General features: G+C 43.9%; 20 protein-coding genes. 10 read left to right on the forward strand and 10 right to left on the reverse strand.

All coding sequences use genetic code 11. The features are described from left to right. Both JWG45_RS08730 and JWG45_RS08735 read right to left on the reverse strand, forming a co-directional pair. Positions 1 to 254: hypothetical protein (locus JWG45_RS08730; RefSeq protein ID WP_205279381.1), on the reverse strand; the 254-nt coding region annotated here is incomplete at its 3' end. A gap of 30 nt (positions 255 to 284) precedes the next feature. After that, positions 285 to 827 carry a gamma carbonic anhydrase family protein gene (locus JWG45_RS08735; protein WP_205279382.1) on the reverse strand — a complete coding sequence of 181 codons (543 nt, stop codon included), beginning with the start codon at positions 825 to 827 and terminating at the stop codon, positions 285 to 287. A 120-nt stretch (positions 828 to 947) separates the two neighbouring features. On the opposite strand from JWG45_RS08735, the gene lepB reads away from it, so the two are divergent. From lepB to JWG45_RS08785, 10 genes are all read left to right on the forward strand, one after another. Then, complete coding sequence (gene lepB, locus JWG45_RS08740) at positions 948 to 1,508, forward strand: signal peptidase I (RefSeq protein WP_205279383.1); 561 nt, start codon at positions 948 to 950, stop codon at positions 1,506 to 1,508. Positions 1,509 to 2,041: 533 nt separating this feature from the next. Further along, entirely contained in the window at positions 2,042 to 3,493 is a 1,452-nt protein-coding gene (locus JWG45_RS08745) for a PAS domain-containing sensor histidine kinase (RefSeq protein ID WP_205279384.1), read from the forward strand. Beyond that, positions 3,490 to 3,894, forward strand: coding sequence for a response regulator (locus JWG45_RS08750; protein ID WP_205279385.1), 405 nt, complete (start codon positions 3,490 to 3,492; stop codon positions 3,892 to 3,894). Before JWG45_RS08745 ends, JWG45_RS08750 begins: the two co-directional genes overlap by 4 nt. 145 nt (positions 3,895 to 4,039) lie before the next feature. Then, positions 4,040 to 5,047: a type I glyceraldehyde-3-phosphate dehydrogenase gene (gene gap, locus JWG45_RS08755; protein WP_205279386.1), complete on the forward strand. Its 1,008-nt coding sequence runs from the start codon at positions 4,040 to 4,042 to the stop codon at positions 5,045 to 5,047. 3 nt (positions 5,048 to 5,050) lie between these two features. Next, complete coding sequence (locus JWG45_RS08760) at positions 5,051 to 6,241, forward strand: phosphoglycerate kinase (protein WP_205279387.1); 1,191 nt, start codon at positions 5,051 to 5,053, stop codon at positions 6,239 to 6,241. A 132-nt stretch (positions 6,242 to 6,373) separates the two neighbouring features. Next, complete coding sequence (tpiA, locus tag JWG45_RS08765; RefSeq protein WP_205279388.1) at positions 6,374 to 7,126, forward strand: triose-phosphate isomerase; 753 nt, start codon at positions 6,374 to 6,376, stop codon at positions 7,124 to 7,126. Between the two features lie 108 nt (positions 7,127 to 7,234). Beyond that, entirely contained in the window at positions 7,235 to 7,588 is a 354-nt protein-coding gene (gene secG / locus JWG45_RS08770; protein ID WP_205279389.1) for a preprotein translocase subunit SecG, read from the forward strand. Positions 7,589 to 7,604: 16 nt separating this feature from the next. After that, on the forward strand, positions 7,605 to 8,324 hold the full coding sequence (gene lenA / locus JWG45_RS08775; RefSeq protein ID WP_232380598.1) for an endostatin-like outer membrane lipoprotein LenA: 720 nt from the start codon (positions 7,605 to 7,607) through the stop codon (positions 8,322 to 8,324). 6 nt (positions 8,325 to 8,330) lie between these two features. Beyond that, on the forward strand, positions 8,331 to 9,464 hold the full coding sequence (locus JWG45_RS08780; RefSeq protein WP_205279390.1) for an LIC_12097 family sensor histidine kinase: 1,134 nt from the start codon (positions 8,331 to 8,333) through the stop codon (positions 9,462 to 9,464). Further along, positions 9,464 to 10,456, forward strand: a complete 993-nt coding sequence (locus tag JWG45_RS08785) for a response regulator transcription factor (RefSeq protein WP_205279391.1) — start codon at positions 9,464 to 9,466, stop codon at positions 10,454 to 10,456. The genes JWG45_RS08780 and JWG45_RS08785 overlap by 1 nt, the downstream gene beginning before the upstream one ends. Before the next feature lie 107 nt (positions 10,457 to 10,563). Here the strand turns inward: JWG45_RS08785 and JWG45_RS08790 are convergent, their stop codons facing one another. The 8 genes from JWG45_RS08790 to JWG45_RS08825 all read right to left on the reverse strand — a co-directional run bounded on the left by JWG45_RS08790 (position 10,564) and on the right by JWG45_RS08825 (position 20,119). Beyond that, positions 10,564 to 11,643, reverse strand: coding sequence for a hypothetical protein (locus JWG45_RS08790; RefSeq protein ID WP_205279392.1), 1,080 nt, complete (start codon positions 11,641 to 11,643; stop codon positions 10,564 to 10,566). Then, the gene (locus tag JWG45_RS08795; protein ID WP_205279393.1) at positions 11,640 to 12,896 is read right to left on the reverse strand and encodes a nicotinamide-nucleotide amidohydrolase family protein; all 1,257 of its coding nucleotides are present in this window, start codon (positions 12,894 to 12,896) and stop codon (positions 11,640 to 11,642) included. Before JWG45_RS08795 ends, JWG45_RS08790 begins: the two co-directional genes overlap by 4 nt. Next, a complete protein-coding gene (argS, locus tag JWG45_RS08800; RefSeq protein WP_205279394.1) occupies positions 12,896 to 14,656 on the reverse strand; it encodes an arginine--tRNA ligase in 1,761 nt (586 codons plus the stop codon). The genes JWG45_RS08795 and argS overlap by 1 nt, the downstream gene beginning before the upstream one ends. 669 nt (positions 14,657 to 15,325) lie before the next feature. Then, positions 15,326 to 15,571, reverse strand: a complete 246-nt coding sequence (locus JWG45_RS08805) for a hypothetical protein (protein WP_205279395.1) — start codon at positions 15,569 to 15,571, stop codon at positions 15,326 to 15,328. After that, the gene (recO, locus tag JWG45_RS08810) at positions 15,555 to 16,340 is read right to left on the reverse strand and encodes a DNA repair protein RecO (RefSeq protein WP_205279396.1); all 786 of its coding nucleotides are present in this window, start codon (positions 16,338 to 16,340) and stop codon (positions 15,555 to 15,557) included. Before recO ends, JWG45_RS08805 begins: the two co-directional genes overlap by 17 nt. Next, entirely contained in the window at positions 16,313 to 16,726 is a 414-nt protein-coding gene (gene ybeY, locus JWG45_RS08815) for an rRNA maturation RNase YbeY (RefSeq protein ID WP_332476438.1), read from the reverse strand. The genes recO and ybeY overlap by 28 nt, the downstream gene beginning before the upstream one ends. Positions 16,727 to 16,806: 80 nt before the next feature. Beyond that, entirely contained in the window at positions 16,807 to 19,233 is a 2,427-nt protein-coding gene (locus JWG45_RS08820; protein ID WP_205279397.1) for an HD family phosphohydrolase, read from the reverse strand. A gap of 4 nt (positions 19,234 to 19,237) precedes the next feature. Continuing rightward, entirely contained in the window at positions 19,238 to 20,119 is an 882-nt protein-coding gene (locus JWG45_RS08825; RefSeq protein WP_205279521.1) for a PhoH family protein, read from the reverse strand. Between the last annotated feature and the right edge of the window lie 30 nt (positions 20,120 to 20,149).

The raw sequence follows: 20,149 nt of genomic DNA on the forward strand, positions 1-20,149 counted from the left end.
TCCCGCGAACCCGCCTCCTCCACCCAATCAGGGTGGGGCCCACGCCTTTCACGGAAGAGTGTAGGAGGTACGACAAAAGTCGAGGTGGAAGATTCTTCTTGAAAAAAGGGAAATTCCGTGATAGAGGGAAGACGCTCGATTTTTTCCCGCGAACCCGCCTCCTCCACCCAATCAGGGTGGGGCCCACGCCTTTCACGGAAGAGTGTAGGAGGTACGACAAATTCTTTCAGAAAAGTACCTTCACTCTTAAACATTTCGCATCCTTTTTTCTTATTCTCTTTTTCTTAAACTCTTGAATAAAACGGATCTTGAAGATAGTTCTCTTTGTATTTGATATAATTTCCCGTAGTCCTCGTGATGATCTCTTTTTCTTTTTCCGTTATATCTCGGATGATCTTTCCGGGAGCACCCATCACGAGAACCCCCGGAGGAATTTTTTTCCCGGGAGTCACAAGAGCTCCGGCACCGATAAAAGCGAATTCACCGACCTCCACGTCGTCCATCAACGTTGCACACATCCCTACAAATGAATTGTCTTTCAGTTTACAGCCGTGAATCGTCGCCCTATGTCCGATCGAAACGTTGTTTCCGATTTCCACCGGATAAACATCCCTCGCGACATGAATCACGGTGAGATCCTGAATGTTCACATTCTCCCCGATTCGAATATAATTCACATCTCCTCTCACCAAAGTCTGAAACCAGATGGAAGAATTCTTTCCTATCACAACGTCTCCGACTACCTGGGAACCCGGCGCCAAAAAAACGGATTCGTGGATCTGCGGTTTTTTTCCCATATATTCTAGAATTTGATAGTTTGATTTCATTTTTCCATCCCTCTCTTTTTTTCTTCTTCCTTTTCCAGAACTTTCCCCTGAAGTCTTCAAAACAAGTCTAAAAAAAAGATTTTCTTTTGACCCCATTCTTCCAGGGAAAAGAATGCACGCATGAGCCGTAGTTCTTCCAATCAAGAAAAAGAAAGAAGAGAAAAAATAAAATCCCTCTTAAAACAAGCTGGAATCGGACTTCTTTTAGGAGCGGCAATCGCGTTCCTCATTCGATTCTTCTTTATCTTTCCTTTTGTTTTGGAGAATCGAGACATGCTCCCCGGTCATCCTCCCGGAACTCGAATTTATTTTTCTCGTTTTGTAGATCGTTCCCAACTCTATCTCGGAGATTTGGTCCTTGTAAGACATCCTACACAGGAGGGAAAGGTTCTCTTCTCTCGAATCGCGGGAAAGCCCGGAGAAACGGTTCAAATGAAGCACAAGGTTCTTCTCAGAAACAATAATCCTGAGGAAAATCTCGGTTCCGGATCCGGTTATACGCTTCAGTTTGAAGACAAACGTGGGCCTTTTCCTTCCAGTTTTTCAGGAAGGGACAATTCGGAACCTCTCATCCTAAAGGACAGAGATTACTTTATCCTCTGCGATAACCGAGATTCCTGCTCCGATTCCAGAGACTTCGGCCCGGTCCCGATTGAAAATATTCTGGGAAAAGCCCTCTAACGGATTTTTAAAAAAAGAGTGGGAACTCCTTTCTTTTTTCCACTCTTTTCCTACTTCAAAAACGTTCTCCAAAAACTCTGGACGTTCTCGGATCCGAGGATTTCGAACCGTCGATCTTTCGTCTCTCCTCGCATCGGCGAGCTTTTAAGAATCATTTAAAAAAACGAATTTTCTTTCGAAAGAAACAACGGATAAAAGAGCGGACTTTCGTTTGTAAAAGAAGCGAAAAAAATAGAAATTCCGGCGAAAACAAAAGAACAAGCTCGGTTTACAAGTCTTTTTTATCCAAAGTTTGACTCAAATTTACGGTCCACGTTCAAACAAATTCAGAAGAATCTTAAATTCTAATGTAGAATTCTTGAATATATTTCTGGTTTCCGTTTTAAGGTTTGACTTTGGAAATAAATTCTATTTTGTTTTTCTTCTAAAAACGATCCTTTCGATTTTAAAATTGTGTTTCGTTTTCGGTTTTCTAATATAAAAAAATACGGAATCAAATAAGAAGATCTTCATTCTTTTTCAACCTTAAAACGATGAAACTCTCAGAGCTAACATTTCAGATGATGGTGGAATCGACTCCGAACGCGATTCTACTCGTAAACAAGGAAGGAAAGATCGTTTTTATCAACGGGCAAACTGAAAAACTTTTCGGTTATCAAAGAACGGAACTCATCGGACAAATTGTGGAAGAATTGATTCCTCACCGTTATCGGAATCGACATCCCGACTTCAGAAATTCCTTCTTCCATTCTCCCCAGGTTCGACCAATGGGGGCTGGAAGAGATCTCTTCGGTTTAAAAAAGAATGGAACCGAATTCCCGATCGAAATCGGACTCAATCCTGTCGCTACGGCGGACGGAACCTTGGTCCTTGCCTCGATCATCGACATCACGGAACGCAAAAAAGCGGAACAACGATTTCGACTCGTCGTCGAATCGGCGCCGAACGCGATGGTTCTCGTAAATCAGGAAGGTAAAATCTCCTTGGTCAACGAACAAGCGGAGAAACTTTTCGGTTCTCAAAGACAGGAATTGATCGGACAAAAACTCGAAATTCTTCTCCCCGAACGTTTTCGTGCCGAACACCCCGATCATCGAAAGCGGTTTTTCTCGGAACCTTCGGTTCGTTCTATGGGTGTGGGAAGAGAACTTTTTGCTTTGAGAAAGGACGGAACGGAGATCCAAGTAGAGATCGGACTCAATCCGATCGATACGGATGAAGGACTGATGGTTCTTGCCTCGATCATCGACATCACTGAACGTAAGATTCAGGAAATGACTCTCATTCGAAAGAACGAACTCGAAGTAAAAAACAAAGAATTGGAACAATTCGCCTATCTCGCTTCCCACGATTTACAGGAACCGCTCCGCACCGTTTCGAATTATATCCAAATTCTCCAGGAGGACTACGCTAAAACGTTAGACGCCACAGCTCACGATCATCTCAAGACAATCGACTTCGCCACAAAAAGGATGAGCGCGCTTGTAAGAGCGCTTTTGATGTATTCCAGAATCGGACGGGATAGAAAACTCATCGAAGTAGACTGCAACCTATTGTTCGAAGAAGTCAGATCGGATCTGGAAAGTTTAATCCTCCAAACCGGAACCAAAATCGTAAAGGACAGACTTCCCTCTCTCAGAGTTTACGAAGTAGAATTCAGACAACTTCTTCAGAATCTGATCGCAAACGCGATCAAGTTTGCAAAAAAGAATACCACCCCTGAAATTCGGATTCGAGCCTTTCAAGAGGGAGAACTCTGGCAATTTTCGATCCAAGACAACGGAATCGGGATCGACTCCAAATACTTTGATCGTATATTCTTTATATTTCAAAGACTCCATCGTGATTCCGAGTACGAGGGTCACGGGATCGGCCTTGCCAATTGCAAAAAAATCGTGGAATTGCACGGGGGAACGATCTGGATCGAATCGACTCCGAATCTCGGGAGCACTTTTTATTTTACGATTCCAAATTTAAGAATATGAACAAAAAAGTCAGTTGTATCCTTCTCATCGACGATAACAATTCGGATAACTACTTTCACGAGCGGGTCATTCGAAAGGGAAACTTTGCGGACCAAGTGGTCGCGAAACAATCGGGAGAATCCGCCCTGGATTATCTCCGAGGAAGGTCGACAAGCTCCGATCCTCGTCCCGATCTGATTTTTTTAGATATCAATATGCCCGGAATGAACGGCTGGGAATTCCTAAAGGAATACGATCTTCTTCCGGAAGAACTCCAGGGAAAGATGGTAGTCGTTATGCTCACTACCTCGGACAACCCGGACGATCGGGCCAAGGCGAAGGAATTCGGAATTCTTTCCGATTTCAAAACCAAACCGCTTACCGAAACGATGCTTCAGGAAATCCTAAACTCTCATTTTTAAAAATCCCCTCATTTTCGCCTGAAAAAACGGATTTTCAAGAGAATGTTCCGGGAAAATACTGTAATCAAATCTTAAAAATTCACGTTTTCGGCGTTCGCTGAAGACTAAAAGATCTTGAATAAATCTAAACAACAAAGGGAAGAAAATGACAAGAATAGCCATCAACGGATTTGGAAGAATCGGAAGACTCGCTTTCCGTGCAGGAATCAAAGACCCCAATCTGGAATTTGTCGCAATCAATGATTTAGTTACTCCTGATAACCTGGCCTACCTACTCAAATACGATTCCACTCACGGAAGATTTCAAGGAACCGTAGAACATACCGAAAAAGAACTCATCGTGGACGGAAAAAAAATCCTCTGTGTTTCGGAAAGAGATCCCGAAAAACTTCCGTGGAAAGATCTGAAAGTGGATTTTGTAATCGAATCAACGGGACTTTTTACGGACAGAGTCGGATCTGAAAAACATCTCAAAGCCGGAGCTAAAAAAGTCGTAATCTCCGCTCCCGCAAAAGACAAGGACATCCCTACTTTCGTCATGGGTGTAAACAACGACAAATACAACGCTTCCACCGATCACATCGTGTCTAACGCGTCTTGCACTACAAACTGCCTTGCTCCGATCACAAAGGTGGTTCTTGATAATTTCGGGATCGAAGAAGGTCTGATGACCACGATTCACGCGACCACCGCGACACAACCTACCGTGGACGGACCTTCGAAAAAGGACTTTCGCGGAGGAAGAGGAGCGATGCAAAACATCATTCCAGCTTCCACAGGAGCAGCAAAGGCCGTCGGACTTTGTATTCCGGAAGTGAACGGAAAACTCACTGGAATGTCTTTCCGAGTTCCGACTCCGGACGTTTCTGTCGTGGATTTAACCGTAAGAACCACAAAAGAAACTTCTCTCAAGGAAATTTCCGCAAAAATGAAAGCGGCTTCCGAAGGTCCGATGAAAGGAATTCTCGGTTATACGGAAGACATGGTAGTTTCCAACGACTTTGTAAGCTCCACACTTTCTTCCATCTTCGACATGGACGCTTGTATCGAATTGAATTCTAGATTCTTCAAATTGGTTTCTTGGTATGACAACGAGATGGGATACGCGAACCGAGTTCTCGATCTCATTCGTTATATGGCGAAGAAAGGTTGATTCATGGAATTGCCTAGACTCGAAAACGTCGATCTCGCAGGAAAACGTGTTTTCCTACGAGTGGACTTCAACGTTCCGATTGAGAACGGAAAAGTCACAGACAAAACCAGAATTGAAAAAACGCTCCCGACCATCGAGCTCCTCCTCAAAAAAGGAGCCCGTGTTATCATCGCGAGTCATTTAGGAAGACCCAAAGGACAAGTGAATCCTGAATTCTCCATGACTCCCGTCGTGGAAGCTTTTCAAGAACTCACCAAAGCGAAGGTTCTTTTTTCCAAGAACGTGATCGGAGACGACGTCGTTCAATTGTCCAAAGAGTTGAAAGACGGGGAAATCCTCGTAATCGAAAACGTCCGTTTTCACAAAGAAGAAGAAGAGAACGAACCGGGTTTTTCCAAAAAACTCGCGGCTCTCGCGGACGTGTATGTGAACGACGCCTTCGGAGCAGCTCACAGGGCTCACGCTTCTACGGAAGGAATCGCACATCTTCTTCCTGCTTATGCGGGACTTTTGATGCACAAAGAAATCGTAGAACTTTCGGCGCTTCTTTCCAGACCGGCTCGTCCTTTTGTGGCGATCATCGGCGGATCGAAGGTTTCTTCCAAGATCAAGGTTCTCACCAATCTTTTTGACAAGGTGAATCACCTTCTCATTGGAGGAGGAATGGCTTACACATTCTTAAAATCCAGAGCGGTTCCTGTGGGAAACTCTCTCGTGGAAAAAGAATTCGAAGTGCAAGCGTTTCAGTTGATCGAAAAAGCCGGAGTAGCCGGAGTCGATCTACAACTTCCAGTCGATCATATCATTGCGGATTCGTTCAGCGACAAAGCGAAGACAAAGTCCGTGGATAAGATGGGAATCTTAGAAGGTTGGATGGGAATGGACATCGGTTCTAAAACCGTCTCCAACTACGAGAAGATCATCAAAAACGCGGGAACGATTTTCTGGAACGGTCCGATGGGAGTTTTTGAAATGGATAAATTTGCGGGCGGCACAATGGCTCTTGCCAAAGCCATCGCGAAATCCAAAGCGAAGACCGTCGTGGGTGGAGGAGATTCCATCGCGGCGATCAACAAGGCCGGAGTCGCAGATAAGATCACTCATATCTCGACCGGTGGCGGAGCTTCTCTCGAATTTATGGAAGGAAGAAAACTTCCAGGCGTCGAAGCCTTAAAGAAAAAAGCCGAGGAATAAACTCAGATCAAGTCGGGATCGGTCGTAAGCAACCACCCGACGTTTTCCATTCTCCCAAAAAGTCCTTGAAGCCAACAGGCTTTCCTACAAACTCTTCCCATCTTTCACGAAATCATCATCAATGAGGAAACCATGCGCAAGACAGTGATCGCCGGAAATTGGAAAATGAATCTTTCCGAAAAGGAAGCCATTTCCTTGGCACAATCGATTAAGGAAAAAATTCCAACCATCGCAAAGGATAGAATCCCGATGGTATTCCCTTCCACACTTCACTTAGCGAGCGTGGCAAGAATTCTGGAAGGAACCGGAGTCGTCGTAGGCGCACAAAACTGCTATCCTTCCGGACTCGCGGCATTTACGGGTGAAACTTCACCGGAACAACTCCGGGAAATCGGAGTCAAGGTCGTGATGATCGGACATTCCGAGAGAAGACAATTCTTAGGAGAATCCAGTTCCTTCTGTAACGAAAAGATTCATTTTCTTTTAAAGAACGGATTTACGGCCCTTTATTGCGTCGGGGAAACCCTGTCCGAAAGAGAATCGGGAAAGACCTTTGAAGTCATCGCCTCTCAAGTAAAAGAAGGACTCAAAGGAATCGAGAGCAATTCTTTCTCAAACCTAATTCTTGCCTACGAGCCCGTTTGGGCAATTGGAACCGGAAAAGTGGCAACCCCGGCCCAAGCTCAGGAAGTTCACGCTTTTATCCGCAAAGAAGTCGCGGGACTTTTTGTAGGGGCTTCTGGAGTAGCAGAATCCCTTTCGATTCTTTACGGCGGTTCGGTAAAACCGGACAATGTCAGCGCGCTCTTAAAGGAAAAGGATATCGACGGAGGGCTTGTCGGCGGGGCCAGCCAGAAGATCGATTCTTACGCGGGACTTTTCTAAGATCGGCTGAAACCGAACTGAGAAGCGATCAGAGGAGAGTATTTTAATTGTCACCCCTCTGCGGCTTCGTAATCTGGCAAAGGATTCAATTTTTTTTCAGGAACTGATATGTTAAACGGAGTCATTCTTACACTATTTGTTGTGGTTTCTCTCTTTCTGGTTTTGCTCGTGATGATTCAAACCGGCAAGGGCGGAGGACTTTTAGGCGGAGGCTCGAGCCAATCCGTTTTCGGTTCTTCCACAGCGGACGTTCTTACCAAAGCGACCCGAGTTACAGCGATTCTTTTTATCATCCTTTCACTTTTTCTTTCCTTTCTCTTTGCGAAAAAAGAAGACAAGCTGATGCCGGAAACCGCACCCACTCTGACCGCACCTCCCGAGGAGACCAAAAGTGAAAACAACACACCGACTACGACTCCAACACCCAACGCGGCCCCTTCAGTGCCTGCAACCACTCCTTAATTTCAGACAGGATCCAATGAGAGAAGAATCCGGAACGAAAGTTCATTCTTCTCTGATCCAAATTCTTTCCTCTCGATTCTTCCTTTTCCTTCTTTTATTCTTTGTAGCGTTCTCTCTATTTTCAGAAGGAAAAGAAGCGGACGATCACAAAACGAATTCATCCGCGACTGCGACGATTCTCAATCGAAGAATTTTAAGAATCTACGAAGACCTCGGAGTCGCGAGAGAACTTATCAAATTGGAAAGAATCGACTCCGTTCCAAACGGAACTTACATTTCTTTTTTAGGAAACTTTCCGAATCGAAAAGGAATCAAAGTCACTAAACATTCCATCTCCGAAGGAAAAAGTGGAATCGAAAGAGCCGAAAGTAAATCGATCCTTCTGGAATTTACGGGAACCACTCTATCCCGGGTTATCACTGAAGTAAGAGCGGAGAACGCGGACGGCTCCGATGTAACCGTAATACGTCTCGTGGACGAAACTCCTCTGGATCAAAACTTGGACGACATTCTTGTAGAAACCAATCGAAACGGCAAGGAGATGCGTTACCCGATCCAGTTCCTACCGGATGAAGGAAACAACCGAGAACGATCCGCGTTTAAACAGGAATTTTATGTAAAACTTTTAGAAGACTTTCTCGTACAGGTCTTGAGGCTTCATGAAATGCAGAATCAAGAATCCGCAAAAAATAAAAAAAAGTTACTGCAAACTTTTAAAGATTCTCTACAATATTGAATCTTCATGTCCTCGTTGCAGGAAAATCTCTTAGAAAGAGCCGGTGAACTTCAGTCCATTTTGGATGGGATTACCGAGCCGTTGGTATTGATCGATCCGGGTTTTCGTATTCGGAGGGTCAACCGATCCACGCTCGAATTTTCCGGTCAATCTTCGTTTTCCTCCATTATAGGGAAAAAATGCTTCGAGGTTCTCTACAATCGAAACGACGTCTGTCCTTATTGCCCGATGAAAGACATGAAAACGGGCGAAGAAAACTTTAACCAATACTTTGAATACCCGAAAGCCGATGTCAACCGTGAGATATTTCATTCGGTGCGGGGACAAAAAGAAACCTTGTATTTGGATTTTTATCCGATCGAAAAAGACGGAATCATCGGATCCGTTTTGGAAAAGGTAAGCAACATCACAAGGATCAAGGAAAAGGAAGAGGAGAATCTTAGAATTCGAAACCTCGCTTCTTTGGGGATTTTTATCTCCGGAGTCGCGCACGAACTCAACAACCCTCTCACGGGGATGAGTTTAACTTTGCAAAGTCTCCTGAACAACCTCACGTCCATCGATCCCGAATTTTTCAAAAAACGTCTGGATATGATGAAAGAGGATCTCACACGTGCGGCGATGATCGTCTCCGACATCATCAGCTTTGCAAAACCGGATAAACTCGTGACAACGACGGCGGACATTTCCGAGACGATCCAAAAAGCAAAGGAAAACGTGGTTTGGGTCTATCCGGTTTTATCGAAGAACATCACCTGGGAAATTCTCTGCGAACCCGGAACGACGTTTCACTTCAATCCGGTAAAGATGGAACGTCTCTTTATCAACCTATTTAAGAATTCTCTCCAAGCCTTTGACTATGGAGAAGGAAAGATCCGCGTGGAAGTAAGAAAGACCAGAAACATGGTCCACATCATCGTAGAAGACAACGCCGGTGGAATTCCGGACAACCTGATAGACAAAATTTTTTCACCGTTCTTTACGAAAAATAAGACCGGAATCGGAACGGGACTCGGACTTTCGATCTGTCATTCGATCGTAAGAGAACACGGCGGCGAATTGTCGGTCCGGTCTTTCGAAAGAAAAACCCGTTTCCGCGTATCATTGCCCTTCACTCAGAACAACGGATATTCTTCCTGATGCACAATATTCTTATCGTAGAAGACATACATTCGATTCGAGAAGCCATCAAAGATCTTCTTACCGGAAAATACCGTGTTTTTGACGCGGAGAATTACGACGAAGCCATTCGAATTCTAAAGAACGAAGAAATCCACCTTGTGATTACCGACATTCGAATGCCCGGAAAGACGGGACTCGATCTTATCAAAACGATCCAAAACGAATTTCCACAAGTTCTTTATACTTTGATGACCGCTTACAATATCAACGATTACATCAACTTCGCTTACAAACACGGAATCTGGAATATCATCCCGAAGTATTCCTTTTTAGATATCAAGTTGATTTCGGTGATGGTCAGCAAACTTCTCACAAAAGACATCTTCGGAGTAGAGAAATATTTCGGCCCCGATTTTATCATTCAAGAATCCGAAGCCGAAGACAGGGAATTTTCAGTGCCTCTGGCGGAAAGTATCGTCTACAAAAGAATCTATTCGGACGAACAGAGGAATTTTCTCTGTAACCGAATTGCAAAGTTTCTGGTGGAAAAAGGGGCTCCAAACGCGATCAATCAGATCTTAGAAGAGCTTACGTCTAACGCGATGATTCGAGCTCCGAGAGATTCCAAAGGAAATTATAAGTATCAGTACGAACTTCCCTCCCGGGATCTTGTGATACCATTGGAGAACATTCAGCTCGCTGAATCCGACTTCTTTGAAATCGGATACGGGATTGCGGATAATACGTTTATCATAGTGATCCGGGATCACTTCGGATCCCTGGATAAAAAAGAAATTCTAAAAAGACTCGATCGCCATATCACGGTAGACGAAACGACCGGTTTTCCTCCGGGGCTCGCGGATTCTCACGGAAGAGGTCTCTATATCTGTCGTGAAATTTCGGATCAGTTGATTTTTAACATCGAAAAAGACAAAAGAACCGAGATCATAGCGCTTTTGGATAAACAAGGAAACAAAAGTTACAAATCTTTGTCCATCTACGAAGTCTGAAGTTAAGAATTTTTGAATATTATCGCGCAACCGACTCTAAGATCGTTGCGAGCCTTTTTAAAGAAAACACGTTGTCAGAACCAGAAAAGAAATAGTATATAAGAATATTATAAATTTCTATAAAGAAATAATTCCTTCTCGCTTTCCAAAACGACGGAACCGGCCTTGCCGGAAGGAAAAAATCTTCCCGGAAGATCGGAAGACTTGATCTTTTCCTTTTTTAAAATTTTCCCTTGATCATCCAAAAATAGAATTTCCGAATTGAGTTCCGCACAAAACCAATCCCCGTTGTGAAAGACGGATTGGTAGACACCCACTCCGGAAGTTCTCTTTATTTCTACTCGCTTATCTCCGGAAGAATCATAAAAAGAAAACTTATCCGGAGCGGAAACCAATACTTCACCCGTGTTCGAAATCGCTAAGGAAATTTTATGAGGGTAGATAGAATCCAGTTCGTAGGAAACATCCTCTTCCCCCTTTTCATCCAAAACAAGAATTCGATCCTTGTTGGTTTTCAAAAGGTGAATCGCAGTTTTTTTTCCGTCCGGGGAAAGCGAAAAGCTCTTTGCAAAAACCGGATTTTTTTCGGAACCCAGTTCTTTTTTAAAAAGAATTTCCCCCTTAGAATCCAGAACAAACAACTCACCGCCTGAAAAAAGAACCCCGCTGATCTTAGAATTGGGAGCAAAGGAATAGTCCGTCAGAAAACGACCGTCGATTTTTTTCGCACCGGTCTCGTTCCCGTTGATGTCCGAAAGAATCACCTGATTGTGATCGCCGGCGACGAGCAAAACGAGATTTCCCGAGGGAGAAATTCTCGGATAACTTCTGTATTCCTTTGTCCAAAGAATTTCTCCGGAAGGTGAATAAAAATTCACTTCGGCGCCGATCTTCTTGTATTCCAAATATCCTTTTGTGTTCAGTGGATACTCGATTCTCCTTGTGTCGTCTAACGCGATTCCGCTCGAACTTTGAATGGTATAATAGGAATTTTCATATTTATAACCGTTCAGACTTTCTTCCGGATTCCACTGAAAACGAGAATCGGGCTCCATCCCTGCGTGCGCCGCTTTTGAAAACGCCCAAACCTTTTGGATTCCCAGAGCCCCTTGATATGGATTCCCGAATCCATAGAAGAATAAGATCGTAAAAAAGAAGCCAAACCCTGCGATCGGTAGAAGTTTCATTCTTTCCTCTTCAATAAATCGTATAATAAATATAAGGCCGTATGCGCGGCGTATTCTCGAAACGAAGCCCTAGGAAACGGGAAATAGTGTTCGTAAATTTCAGTCGAACCGCTTTTTTGAGCGATTCCGAAATAAACCAATCCAACTTTTTTTTGAGGGGTTCCGCCTCCCGGCCCCGCAATTCCCGTAACGCTGATCGTATAATCCGTGTTCAACTTTTTTATGGCGCCTTCTGCCATTGCTTTTGCGGTTTCACGACTCACAGCTCCAAAGGTATCTAACGTGTCCTTTCTAACTCCCAAAATCCCCTCTTTCACGCTGTTATCGTAAGATACAATCCCTCCGAAAAAATACGCGGAAGAACCGGCTCGATCCGTGAAAGTTTTAGCGATCAAACCTCCCGTACAACTTTCCGCGGTGCCAACTGTGAGTTTCTGTTCGGTGAGAATTTTAGGAAGTTCTTCGAATACATCCAGAGTAGACTTAACTCCATAAACTTGGTCGAGTTTCTCTAAGAGAGAATCCACAAGCTTCCGATTTCCCGATTGAAAACTAACCCGGATATAACCGCGCTTAGCGGCGACACCCCAGACTACGGATCCGTTTGTAATCGATTCTTCCTTTGAAATAAATTCTTTCTGAAAAAGAGATTCGCTCATCCACCAGATAAAACGAAAACCGGAATGAAGTTCCTTCGCGGAGAATGTTTTCGAAATCCAAGGAGACAACTCTTCTCGAAACATCTCTGTCATTTCTCCCGGAACACCGGGCATACAACTCAAGGTCGCATTCTCACCTAGTTTTAAAATAAATCCGGGAGCGATTCCTACCTTGTTGTTTAAGATGATGGAAGTTTCAGGGACCGAGATCTGACGAATCGAAGTCTGCATCGCCTCTTCGAAATTTTTACCCCGTAAACGATAGAACGCTTCGATTCGTTGTCTCGCGACGGAACTTTCCACTGAAGCCACACCCGCAAGTTTACAAGCAATTTCTAATGTATAGTCGTCTTCCGTCGGACCGAGTCCTCCGGTCATCACCATAAGTACCGGTCTTTCTTTTGTGGACTCTTTCGCGAGGTTTCCGATTTCTTCTTCTAAGACATTTGGATCGTCGGGAAGAACTACAAACTTAGAAACCGAAAAGCCGATTCCAAAAAGTTCGTTTGCTATCCAGGAAGAATTCGTATCCTGACTTCTTCCGCTCGTTAGTTCCGAACCCGTGGAAAGAACAATGATTTTCGGTTCCGACATCAGGATTCCTTATCCATTCTTTCCGGAGCGGAAACGCCGATTAAAGAAAGACCTTGGAAAAGAATCTCTCTGGATGCGAGACAGATTCTCGCTAGCCCCAAACGGACTTCGGGGGATGCGTCTTTTAGGCGATTATTCTTACCGAGATAAAAACTCGTAAAAGCCTTTGCAAAACTCTGAAGATAGTTCGTAACACGATGAGGCTCCATCGCATTCGCAGAATCTAATATTTCTTCCGGAAATCTTGCGATCCAAAAAAGAAGTCTTTTTCTTTCTTCCCACATTTCGAGTTTGGAAGCTTCTTCCGAGGAAGTTTCGTTTCCGACTTCTCGAAAGATGGAACAAATTCTCGCGTGCGCGTATTGAAGGTAAAAAACAGGATTCTTATCCGATTCATCTTTGGCAAGATCCAAATCAAAATCCAGAGGAGCGTCGAGAGAACGCATTACAAAAAAGTAACGTCCCACGTCTTTGCCGTGTTTACCCAGAAAGCCGATGAGATCGCTCATGGTTTGAAAGGAGCCCGCACGTTTGCTCATCTTCACCTTTTGTCCGGATTCGAGAAGATTGACTTGTTGTGCGATGATCACTTTGAAATTTTCTTTTGGATAGTTTAAGGATTGAATTGCGCCGGAAAGTCTTGCGATATAACCGTGGTGATCAGGTCCCCAGATATCGATGATTCGATCGTATCCTCTTTCGATTTTATTCTTATGATACGCGATGTCCGCGAGTAAGTAAGTCGGTCGGCCGTCGTCTCTGACCACTACACGATCCTTATCGTCTCCGTATTCCGTGGAACGAAAAACTTTCTTCCCGTCTTCTTCAAAAATTTTTCCGGACTTTTCCAAATCTTTCATCACGGTCAGAACTTTGTCTGCGTCGTGAAGCGTTTTTTCGCTGAAGTAGTTGTCAAACTCAACTCCGAACGCGTCCAAATCCTTTCTCTGCCAGACGAGATTGTTTTCTACGGTCCAGACGGAACAAAGTTCCGCGAGTTCCCTGTATTTTTTTTCCTTTAGGAGAGATTCAATTTGAGGGCATTTTGTCGCGTCCTTCAAGAGGGAACTTGCAATATCCTTAATGTATTCTCCTCGATAACCCTCCGAAGGAAGAATATTCCTTTCAAGAATCGATTCGATCGGTGTCGTATCTTCCGACTCTTGGATCGAAGAAGATTCTCCTTTGAGTTCCCGAATCCGAACGAGGGTGGAAACACCGAGCAAGAAAACTTGATTTCCATAGTCGTTGATATAGAATTCTTTATCTACCTTATGACCGATCGCTTTTAAAAGAGAAGCCATCGCGTCCCCCATAGCGGCCGCTCTCGCCGAAACGATGTTTAACGGTCCGGTCGGATTGGCGGATACGAATTCTAAGTTGATCTTTAGGGGGTTGTTGACTTTCGGATAATAATTTCCGGAAAGAATGGAAGATTCGATAAACTTTAGAAGAAAGGAAGGAAGAATTCTGAAATTGACGAATCCCGGAGGAGTAAAGTCCACAGCTTCAAAAAGGTCGGTTCTTTTTTGCAACGCTGCGACGAGGTCTTGCGAAACCTGTATCGGATTCTTTTTTAATAATTTAGAATTTTCTAATGCGAATGAGGTTGAATAGTCTCCGAATTTTTCATCTCTGGAATATTCGATTTTTATTTTTAAAAGGCTCCGATCCAGTTCCGCAAACGAAGTTGTGATTTCGCTTACACTTTCTTCCAGAGTTTTCAAAACGATCTGTTTTAGAGTTTCATTTTCTTTCATTTAAGAGAGTTCCGTTAAGTAATAAGACTATAATCTTCGAATCGAACGTAATCGCCGTTTTAGAGATCGAAACGAATCTTTGAATACGACCTGAAAGGTCGATCTTGAAAAGTGAATGTTGCCGTTTCAATACCATCAAAAAAAATGATCCAAGAGCAAACCACCCCTGCAAACAGGACGCCAAAATTTGAAAATCCGTTTGTCGGAGAAACGGCAATCCTTTTGTAAAAACGACCCCAGCCGCTTTTGGGATTAAACTTACCCACAAGTTGTGAGGAAACAGGAATTGTTTTACAAGAAAAGATTTTGCAGGAGTTCCTACACTGGATTTTTTACTTGTAAAATTATGTTTTTGTGATATAGGAAAATCTCCGAAATTTTTCCGCCACCCACCCCTCCACCCGAAATTTGGGTGGGGCGCGCGACTTTTTCGGAAGCATTGTCGTTGTTCCGACAGATTTTTCTTCAGAGCCAAATAACTTACGGGTAAGGCCACGCCTTTGCGGCGATGGAGTGGAACCAGAGACTTTTCTTTATCACAAAATTTAGATCTTCCCAATAAAAGTTTTCCTCTCAAGTTGTCGGAACTCCGACAGAAATTTCCTTTTATAACCGCTCCCTTCCCCATTTTTTTTTGTTAAAACATAATTTGAAAAGAATCTCTTACGATCATTTCCTCTTGTAAAAAACATTCTTCTTTTTCGAGTTTTCCCAACTGATTTCCAGTTCCTGAAATACCATTTTTTTATTCTCCAGCATGGAAACAAGTATTGATCGTTTTCCTCCTTCCTCTCTTTCCGTACGCACGGGAATCGGAACCGGATTTTTTTGATCCCAACGAATATCCAGGATCACGAGGAATAGGAGGGTGGAAAAATAGAAAAGAAACAAAACCGTCTTAATTAAATTTTCCAAGATTCTCTCCCAAAGCTTCGTAGAGTGTGGTGGTCGATTTTAGTTTCCTTCGAAGGATCGGTTCGAGCATCCGATTGCAAATTCTGTCGAGGTCCAGGATTGTTTCAACAGAGATTTTTCTTTCCTTTAGATCCCGAAAACGAAGCATCAAAAAAGTTTGAATCCATTGGACCAAACCCAGATCGTTTTCACTCGAATGGAGGCAATTCCCGCAAATAAGTTCCAAGGGAGAAGTCTGCAATGCCACGGAGGTCATCTCTTGTAACGGAGTTCCACAGGAATGACAAAGAAGTTCCTTAGAAAGAAAACCTCCGGAAACAAGAAGGCGAAGTTTTACAAAGGGAAGAATCAAGATCGAAGGCCCGTTCTCCTCCAGTTCTTCCAGAGCCCCGGAAAGAAGACGAAATTCACCGGGATGTTCCGCGCCGTCCGGAGTAAAAGAAGAAGCAAGCTCGACGAGATAAGAAACAAGAACCATCCCAAGATAACCGGCTTTCGCACGGTCAAAACGATTGAGGAGCGCAATCTCTTTCACGTTATGTATCTCTTGCTGATTTCTCGCGTTGTAATAGTCCACGCTCGTGAGAGAACCCGGTTCCACGGAAGCGATCGGTCTTGTTTTACTCTTTCGAATCCCACGTACCCGAAAATTTTCTACAATCCCCTCTTCCGGTAATAGACGAATGACCGCGTCTCCCCCCGGAATCTCCCTGGACTCTAGAACGATCCCGCGCATCTTTCTTAAAGATCCTGGAGAATTTCCAGACATTCGTCTTCCTTTACTTTCATAATATTCTCTTCTTCCTCTCCACGTTCGTGATCATAACCGAGGAGATGTAAGAATCCGTGAACGAGCAAACGATAGAACTCGTCCTTTTCGGAATGTCCGATTTCTTGAGCTTGTTTTTTAAGAGTATCGAACGAGATCACAATTTCGCCTAACGCGATCGGAGGTAAGGTAGAATGCGGTTTCCCTTCTCTTCGTTGGAGAATTGCGCTCAAAGGAGAAGCGTCAAATTCCAAGGGGAAGGAAAGAACGTCGGTGGTTTTGTCCTTTCCCCTTCGAAGAAGATTGATCTCTTTCATATCGGAATCTCTTAGGAGCAAAAGACTCAGTTCGCAGGAAGAATCTCCAAGCTCTTTTCGAAATAGAATCTTGCAATTCCGAAAGACCTCTTCCTCATTCCACCAAGGGATTCTTCCGTAGTCGTTCGAAATTGAAATGAAGTCGACGGTCAGTTTCCTTTCCCCGAAACCGTGGTTTTTGAATTCTTAAGACCGTTGGAAGAGGCGCTCAGAGGATTCTTTTTTTCCAATGCTTTTGTTGCTTCCATACTCGGATACTTCGGTCTGGAGTGAAGACTGGATAACAGCACTTCCTTAAAAGAAGCTTTGATCACTTCGAGATCTCCGAGCGTCAATCCGCATTCGTCCAACTGATTTTCCGAAAGTTTAATGCCGATGATCTTTGTGATCAAGTTATCCAAGGATTCCGGATTGATCTCCTCCAAGGAACGCGACGCGGCTTCCAAAGAGTCAGCGATCATCACAATCGCGGTTTCCTTTCTCTGAGGTTTCGGGCCCGGATATTGAAAATCTTCTTTCCTGAGTTTTTTCTTCTGAGTGGGAGAAAGTTCCGAAAGAGCTTTGTGATAAAAGAAAGCCATCGTAGAAGTTCCGTGATGCTCCGGAATAAAGTCGATTACTTCTCTCGGAAGTCTCGCTTTCTTCGCCATCTCGATCCCGTCTAACACGTGATCAATGACGATCTTCGCGGCGAGCGCCGGATTGTTTTTATCGATGTTCTCTTTTTTGGGAATCAAGTGCTGATTCTCCACAAAAAATCCCGCGTTCGGAATCTTGCCGATATCGTGAAAGTAAACCCCAACTCTTGTGAGAAGCCAATCGAGTCCAAGGTTCTGACAGGCGCGCTCTGAAAGGGCCGCGACCATAAACGTATGCGTATATGTCGAAGGCGCTTTTGTAAGAAGGTCTTGCAACAGCGGATGCCCCGTATCGGCCAATTCCAACAATTTAAAACGGGTCGGTATGTTGAAAAGATATTCGTAGATCGGAAGTAAAAACTGAGCCGCAGTCGAACAGGCAAACCCGTTGATCAAACAAAGAACGTATAATTTGAAAATATTGGATTCAACCAAATCTTTGAGCCAAGAGCCGCTCGGGATCGCAACCCAATAATTTCTGGAATCAAAAAGATAACCGCTTGAAGCGATGATGATCTGAACTCCCGCGATGTATAAACCAGCCTTGATAAAATCAATTCGTTTTTTAAGGTTTCTTCCGTAACTCGCGGAAACGATGCAGGAAACAAATCCGAGCATAAACGAAGTTGGATTGTAATGCGAAGCCATAAAAACAAAGAAGGAAAGATAGAATCCGATCGCGATCGAAAGCTGTTCATCGTAAATAAAACTTATGATCAGACAGACCATTCCCACCGGAACAAAAAGTGCGAAATAAAAGATCGTATCGTATTTCGTCTCGAAGTTAAAAAAGATCCTGGAAGCGATCGTACAACTCAAAACCAAAAACCAGATGAGAGAAAAAACAATCACGTTACTTGAAACATCGTTAAGCCGTTTCGGATTGTATTTCTTCAGAAATATATAGATAATAACGACAAAGACAGTTTGAATCAGAAGAATGGAAATGATCGAAGCAATGTTCGCTCTTGTCGCGTATGTATTTACAATTTGCAGTTTTTTGAATATTTCCGGAGTGATGATCTCCCCGGATTTCACTATCACGTCCCCCGCGAGAATCCTGGAATTGACGGGTTCCGCACGATCGGATGCGAATTTTTTGAGTGCGAGCGTCTCTTCTTCGTTATACGAACAAGAAGGATTGGAATAGATATAACTCAGGGATATTTTCTGAACGACTGGAAGGACTGCAGGATCCATACGAGAAAGTTTTTCCTGAGCCATCCGAGTCAGAATGTTTACGGTCTCCGGATCCCGATACAAATACGATCTTGGAATGATATAAGCGCCTTCCAAATTCGAGATCTGTTCTTTGATCCCTTGATTTCGAACCCTTGCGCCGGAAGATTTCAAAGTCGCGTAATCCGGAGGCAGGTCCCTCAATATGCAAAAAGAAGAAAATACTAAATTAGAATACTGTTGTACAAGGTCTTTGAGTTTCCCTTTTCCAGGAGTTTTGTAAAGAAGTTCGATTTCTTCTTTAGAACGATTCTTCCATCTTGGAATTACGTTTAGAAGTTCGGGATAGGCTTTTCCTTCCACACTCGGCTTAAAGGAACGGAAATTCTCCATATCTTCTTGGATGGCTTTGTTGATAAAATCCTGAAGCGCGATATAGTCTCGATCAAAAACAAAAGGAGCGGACTGATAAGCTGTGAGTTTTTTGGCCTTGGTCTTGTCTTCGTCTTCATAGACGATATCTTTTGCGGAAACGATTTTTTCCGGAGCGGTTTTTCCTTCCGAATAAAGACCGTCCGGAGAAAGATCCATCTTGTCCTGACCAAAGAAAGGAATTGCGAGCATCCAAGTCACCATAAACAAGGTGATGACGACTAAAACGACTTGAAGTCTTCGAACAAAAAGAATCGGACGGACTCGGGTTAAGGTATCCGTAATCCAAGCCATAGCGGACTCGATTTGTTCTCCCGGACTGGGCATACGATTACAACTCCTCGAACTTGCGAACGATTACTTCCACGAGTGGGTGTCTGGTAATATCTTCTTTCCCGAAAAACACCATTCCAATCTGATCCGTGTTTTTAAATAAAGTCACTACTTTTTCGAGTCCTGAACGACCATGATCCAAGTCGATCTGAGTTGAATCCCCGGAAATACACATGCGCGAATTGCGTCCCAAACGGGTCATAATCATCTTGAGCTGTGCGAGCGTACAGTTCTGCGCTTCGTCCAAAATGATAAACGCATTGGAAAGAGTTCTTCCACGCATAAAAGCGACGGGAGCGATTTCGATCTTTGTAAGAGAAATGTATTCTTGCGTTTTTTCCGCGCCGATACATTCGTTTAAGGCGTCATAGACGGGACGAAGATAAGGATCGACTTTCTGATTGAGATCGCCTGGTAAGAATCCGAGATTCTCTCCCGCTTCGACCGCGGGTCTTGTGAGAATGATTTTATCGATCGTACCAGCTTGTAAGAATCTACAGGCGGTTGCCACGGACAAAAACGTTTTCCCGGTTCCCGCAGGACCGAGCGCGAACGTGATCAGATTGTCCTGAAAGGAACGGAAATAGTTTTCCTGATTTCTTGTTCTCGGAAAGATATGTTTTCCACGATATGTGGTGAGAATTTTTTCGGAAGGTTTCCAAGGCATGGTCCGATCGGTATCGGTCTCCCATACCTTTTTTTTGCGGAGTTCCTTACCTGCGTCTTTTAGAATATAAGCAAAGTCGAATGAATCAGTGAAGTCCCGGTCCGGACGTTCGCGGTAGTTTGCTTCGAGTTTTTTAAAAAAATCGAGAGCGAAGTCGACCTTAGCGGATTCTCCTTCGATCTGAAAACCGTTCCCTCGGGGGATGATGTCCATCTCGAGTTGTTTTTCAAGAATCTTGACCCC

Source organism: Leptospira ainlahdjerensis (assembly GCF_016919175.1).
Lineage (GTDB): Bacteria > Spirochaetota > Leptospiria > Leptospirales > Leptospiraceae > Leptospira > Leptospira ainlahdjerensis.